The 5417-nt window shown below is 72.8% G+C and carries 6 protein-coding genes; 2 read left to right on the top strand and 4 right to left on the bottom strand.

Translation table 11 applies throughout. The annotated features are described in order from the left end of the window. The coding region (locus CCN72_RS32090; protein ID WP_086811692.1) for a trypsin-like serine peptidase at positions 1-1157 on the bottom strand (1157 nt) is incomplete at its 3' end. Between the two features lie 178 nt (positions 1158-1335). Between CCN72_RS32090 and CCN72_RS32085 the strand changes: the two genes are divergently transcribed. After that, the gene (locus CCN72_RS32085; RefSeq protein WP_086811696.1) at positions 1336-2103 is read left to right on the top strand and encodes a polysaccharide deacetylase family protein; all 768 of its coding nucleotides are present in this window, start codon (positions 1336-1338) and stop codon (positions 2101-2103) included. Between the two features lie 78 nt (positions 2104-2181). Beyond that, a complete protein-coding gene (locus tag CCN72_RS32080) occupies positions 2182-2622 on the top strand; it encodes an SRPBCC family protein (RefSeq protein ID WP_086811690.1) in 441 nt (146 codons plus the stop codon). Positions 2623-2669: 47 nt separating this feature from the next. Here the strand turns inward: CCN72_RS32080 and CCN72_RS32075 are convergent, their stop codons facing one another. The 3 genes from CCN72_RS32075 to CCN72_RS32065 all read right to left on the bottom strand — a co-directional run. Beyond that, positions 2670-3311 (bottom strand): LysE family translocator, encoded by a 642-nt coding sequence (locus tag CCN72_RS32075; protein WP_086811694.1) that lies wholly within the window; start codon positions 3309-3311, stop codon positions 2670-2672. A gap of 68 nt (positions 3312-3379) precedes the next feature. Continuing rightward, a complete protein-coding gene (locus CCN72_RS32070; RefSeq protein WP_086811688.1) occupies positions 3380-4525 on the bottom strand; it encodes an XdhC family protein in 1146 nt (381 codons plus the stop codon). 52 nt (positions 4526-4577) lie between these two features. Continuing rightward, positions 4578-5417 (bottom strand): NCS2 family permease (locus tag CCN72_RS32065; protein WP_143664268.1); only part of this gene is annotated, 840 nt, incomplete at its 5' end.

Here is a 5417-nt window from a genome sequence, read left to right as displayed (position 1 = left end):
TCCACCGCCGCCTGGGCGGCCCGGCCGCCCTGGCGGCGGTGGACCAGCAGCAGCCGTGCCCCGTGCCGGGCGAGCCGGTCCAACAGGGCGAGCAGGGCGTCGGGTTCGGCGCTCTGCTCGACGCCGACCAGTACGGCGGCGAGCGGGACGCGCAGGGTGGCGAGCCGTTCGGGCCGGGGGTCGTCGCGGATGCCGAGGCGTTCGGCGATGCGGTCCATGACCTGTCCGGCCGTCAACTGCCGGACGTCCAGGGCGAGATCGTGTGCACCGGCCGGGGGCACGGTCTCGGGCGGGTCATGGCTGAAGGCGCTGGTGTTGCGCTGGGTGCGCAGTTCGCGGTCCGCGAGGGTGACGGCCCGCTCCAGGGTGAAGGCGCGGTCGCCGCGGGCCGGTACGACGGTGACGAGCACCGGCCAGCCCTCGCCCCGGAACCATCTGGCGAGTTCGGTGGCGAAGGGTACGTCGAGGCGTCCGGCGCCGTTCGCCGCCCGGCCGCGCAGCCGGGGGTCGACCGCCGAGGCGCCGTCGGTCCAGGCGGCGGCCTGCGGCAGATGGCTGAGGATGGTCTCGGTGGGGCTCATCTGACTGAAGGCGGAGACCTGCCCCTCGTCCACGCTGAGCACGATCCCGATCACCTGGTCGGTGGCGTGGTCGACGACTCCGCCGCCGCTGAAGCCGGGGGCGGCCAGCTCTCCGGGGGTGAGCGGGCGCAGCTGGACCCGGCTGTCCCGGCCGCGGGCGGCGACCAGGGTGGCGCCGTGCCAGCGGCCGCCGTCGTCGCCGGCCGGGAAGCCGTACATGCTCACCGGACCGTGCGGCGAGGCCAACCGGTAGAGGCGGGTGGTGTGTTCGGCGGGCAGGGGTTCCGCGAGGCGCAGCAGGGCGAGGTCGCCGCTGCGGTCGCCGAACGCGTCCTCCCGCTCCGGTACGTGTTCGTCCGGGCGGACGGTGGCGGTGACCGCGCCCTGTCCGGGCACCCCGACGAGTCGTACGGCGTACCGCGTGCCCGGGGTGACGACATGGCCCGCGGTGAGCACTCGGTCGGGGGCGAGCAGCACCCCGGCACCGAGCACCGCGCCGTCCGGTGCCTCGATGCGGGCGATCCATGTCGGCGTGCGTAAGCGGGACTTGACGGCTCGCTCCCCCGTGCGCGTCATGCTGCCGAGGCTACTCCCCGCACCGGCGTGGAACTACCGGTGTGCGGTGACCGCGTGCCCGACCGCCCCTGTGAAGGTTCGTCCACATTCGAACAAAAGAACTATAAAATGTGTGTATAGTCCCGGCATGTTTCCTTCGATCAAGAAGACCCGTACGCCGGTGTCCGCGACGGACAAGATGCGGGAACGGCGCCGCGGGTTCCGTCCGGCCGCGCTCGCCTCGGCCGCCGTCGGCATGGCGCTGGCGCTGACCGGCTGCGCGCAGGTCGACACCACCTCGCCGAGCAGCGCGCGCAAGGAGGCGGCGCAGGGGGCGCCGGCGAGCTTCGGCGGCGTCGACTGCCGCACGGCCAAGTGCATCGCGCTGACCTTCGACGCGGGCCCCAGCGAGAACTCCCCCAGGCTGCTGGACATCCTGAAGGAGAAGAAGGTCCACGCGACGTTCTTCCTGCTCGGCAAGCGGCACATCGAGAAGTACCCGCAGCTGGTCAAGCGCATGTCGGACGAGGGTCACGAGGTGGCGAGCCACACCTGGGACCACAAGATCCTCACGGACATATCCGACGACCAGGTGCGCGACGAGTTGCGGCGGCCGAACGACGCGATCAAGCGGATCACCGGGCGCAAGCCCACCCTGATGCGCCCGCCGCAGGGCCGTACGGACGCCAACATCCATGAGATCTGCAAGGAGTTGGGGCTCGCGGAGGTCCTGTGGAGCGTCACCGCCAAGGACTACGCCACGACCGACTCGGCGCTCATCACCAAGCGCGTCCTCGACCAGGCCGACCGGGACGGGATCATCCTGCTGCACGACATCTACTCCGGCACCGTGCCCGCCGTGCCGGGCATCATCGACGCCCTCAAGAAGCAGGGATACACCTTCGTGACGGTCCCCCAGCTCCTCGCCCCGGGCAGGGCCGAGCCGGGCAAGGTCTACCGGCCCTGAGCGCCGCGGGACTGGGCCGACCGGGTGAGCCGGTGCCGAACTCCGGGGCGCGCGGAGGTCATTGCCTACGATCGGCACGTGCCGACCTTCTCCCTCACCCGGACCGTGCCGCTCCCGCTGGACGAGGCATGGCGCCGGATCACCGAGTGGCCCCGCCACACGCTCGCCGTGCCGCTGACCGGGATCAGGGTGCTCACCCCCGGCCCGACCGGGGTGGGCACCCGTTTCACGGCGCGCACGGGCCTCGGGCCGCTCGCCGTGGACGACACCATGGAGGTGACCGTCTGGCGGCCGCCCGTGGGTGACGAGGGCGGGGTGTGCCGGCTGGAGAAGCGGGGCCGGGTGATCCTCGGCTGGGCGCGGATCGAGGTCGTGCCGGGTCCCGGGGGCCGCAGCCGGGTGGTGTGGCAGGAGGAGCTGCGAGTACGCTTCCTGCCCCGCGCGTTCGACGGCGTGGTCGCGCGCATGGCCCGTGTCGTCTTCGGACGCGGGATGAACCGACTGCTCAGACGGGCGTGAACGGAGTCAACTCCACTCGCCGTGCGTCGACTTGCTCCGGACGGGGTTCAGTCCTTGCGGCCGGTCGCCGCCACCGTCACGCCCAGGCCGATCATCGCCAGGCCGCCGACGCCGCCGACCGCGGACAGCCGGCGGGGCGAGCGGGCGAACCAGTCGCGGGCGGCGGAGGCGACCAGGCCCCAGACACTGTCCGAGACCAGCGCGATGACGTTGAAGACCAGGCCGAGCAGCAGCATCTGGAGGGGCACATGCCCCTGGGCGCGGTCCACGAACTGAGGCAGTACTGCGGCGAAGAACACCATCGTCTTGGGGTTCGCCACCCCGACCGCGAAGCCCTCGCCGAAGGTGCGCAGACCGCCCCGCTGCGGGGGCCCGGCTCGGGTGAACGCGGCCCGCAGCGAACCGCGTTGCCGCCATGCCCTGACGCCGAGGTACACCAGGTAGGCGGCGCCCGCGAGCTTGAGCGCGGTGAAGAGCAGCACCGAGCGTTCCACCACCGGTCCGATGCCGAGGGCCACGGCGGCGACGAGGACGTACGCGCCGAGGGTGTTCCCGGCGACCGTGGTCAGCGCGGTCCGGCGACCGTGCGCGAGGGCCCGCCCGACGACGAAGAGCACGCTCGGGCCGGGTATCACGATCAGCAGGAGGGCCAGCGCCGAGAAGGCGAGCAGCCGGTCGAGGGAGACCATGCCCTCATGGAACACAGGGCCCGGGGTGGGCGGCAATCGCTTTTCCCGGGGGCGGGACCGCTTGAGGCTCAGGCCACCGAGTCGATCCGGGGTGGGACGGTCCGGTCGTGGTGGATCGGGGTGTGGCCGCCGGTCAGGGTGGTGCCGGTGCCGCCGTGGCGGGTGGCGACGATCTCCGCGGCGATCGACAGGGCCGTCTCCTCGGGCGTACGGGCGCCGAGGTCGAGGCCGATCGGGGACCGCAGACGGGACAACTCCCGCTCGTTGAGGCCGACTTCGCGCAGGCGACGGGCGCGGTCGAGATGGGTGCGGCGGGAGCCCATCGCGCCGACGTAAGCGACCGGGAGGCGCAGCGCCACCTTCAGCAGCGGTACGTCGAACTTGGCGTCATGGGTGAGGACGCACAGGGCGGTACGGCCGTCGGTCCCGGTGCGTTCCAGGTAGGTGTGGGGCCACTCGACCACGATCTCGTCGGCCTCCGGGAAACGGGTGCGGGTGGCGAAGACCGGGCGCGCGTCGCACACGGTGACGTGGTAGCCGAGGAACTTGCCGACCCGGACCAGGGCGGCGGCGAAGTCGATCGCGCCGAAGACGATCATCCGGGGCGGGGGTACGGAGGACTCCACCAGGACGGTGACCGGCGCCCCGCAGCGCGCGCCCCGGGCGCCGGTCTCCAGGGTGCCGGTGCGGCCCGCGTCCAGGAGGGCGCGGGCCTCGGCGGCGACGGTGCGGTCCAGCTCGGGGTGGGCGCCGTACCCGCCGTCGTACGAGCCGTCGGGCCGGACCCGCAGGGCGCGGCCGGGGAGGCCGTCCGGGCCCGCCACGATCCGGGCGAGCGCCGCCGCCTCCCCGCGCGCGGCGGCGGCCAGCGTGGCCGCGATCACCGGCCGGGCGGGGTCCTCCGCCCGGACCGGTGCGACCAGGATGTCGATGACGCCGCCGCAGGTCAGGCCGACCGCGAAGGCGTCCTCGTCGCTGTACCCGAAGCGTTCGAGGACGGTCTCGCCGTCCTTCAGCGCCTGCCGGCACAGCTCGTACACCGCGCCCTCCACACAACCGCCGGAGACCGAGCCGATGGCGGTGCCGTCGGCGTCGACCGCGAGCGCGGCGCCGGGCTGCCGGGGCGCGCTGCCGCCGACCGCCACGACGGTGGCGACCGCGAAGTCACGCCCCTGGCCGACCCAACGGTTCAACTCCTCGGCGAGGTCCAGCATCTGTCGGTCTCCTCAAAGGGTGGTTGCCGGTGAAGGGGGCGGCGGCGTGGCGCTAGTGGACGCCGAGCCAGCTCTCGACGGGGTGCAGCGCGAAGTACACGAGGAAGATCACCGTCAGCCCCCACATGAACGCGCCGATCTCCCGCGCCCTGCTCTGGGCCACCTTGATCGCCGTGTACGAGATGACGCCCGCGGCGACGCCCGTGGTGATCGTGTACGTGAACGGCATCAGGACGACGGTCAGGAAGACCGGGATCGCGGTCGCCCGGTCGCCCCAGTCCACGTGCCGCGCGTTCATCAGCATCATCGCGCCGATGACCACCAGCGCCGCGGAGGCCACCTCCTGCGGCACGATCGCGGTCACCGGGGTGAAGAACAGACAGGCCGCGAACAGCAGTCCGGTCACCGCGGACGCGAGCCCGGTGCGGGCGCCCTCGCCGACGCCGGTCGCCGACTCGATGAAGACGGTCTGGCCGGAGCCGCCGGTCAGACCGCCGATCGCACCGCCCGCGCCGTCGATGAACAGCGCCTTGGACAGCCCCGGCATCCGCCCCTTGTCGTCGGCCAGTCCGGCCTCCGTGCCGACGCCGATGATGGTGGCCATCGCGTCGAAGAACCCGGCGAGCACCAGGGTGAAGACGATCACCGCGACGGTCATCCCGCCGATCTTGTCCCAGCCGCCGAAGCCGATGTGCCCGAAGAGCGAGAAGTCCGGCATCGAGACGGCGCCGCCGTGCAGTTCGGGCGCGCCGGAGGCCCACTGGCGGGGGTCGATGACGCCGAGCCCGTTGAGGACCGCGGCGACGACCGTGCCGGAGACGATGCCGATGAGGATGGCGCCGGGCACGTTGCGGGCCTGGAGCATGAAGATCAGCAGCAGGGTGCCGGCGAA

The sequence above is a fragment of the Streptomyces murinus genome, assembly GCF_002154555.1.
GTDB classification, from domain to species: Bacteria; Actinomycetota; Actinomycetes; order Streptomycetales; family Streptomycetaceae; genus Streptomyces; species Streptomyces murinus.
Note: the sequence above shows the minus strand (reverse complement) of the source record. Positions and strands in the feature narration are given on the sequence as shown.

Bases quoted from the DNA above. Each gene is read 5' to 3' on its own strand.
- CCN72_RS32085 (WP_086811696.1), top strand. From the start codon at position 1,336: ATGCGGGAACGGCGCCGCGGGTTCCGTCCGGCCGCGCTCGCCTCGGCC.
- CCN72_RS32075 (WP_086811694.1), bottom strand. From the start codon at position 3,311: ATGGTCTCCCTCGACCGGCTGCTCGCCTTCTCGGCGCTGGCCCTCCTG.
- CCN72_RS32070 (WP_086811688.1), bottom strand. From the start codon at position 4,525: ATGCTGGACCTCGCCGAGGAGTTGAACCGTTGGGTCGGCCAGGGGCGT.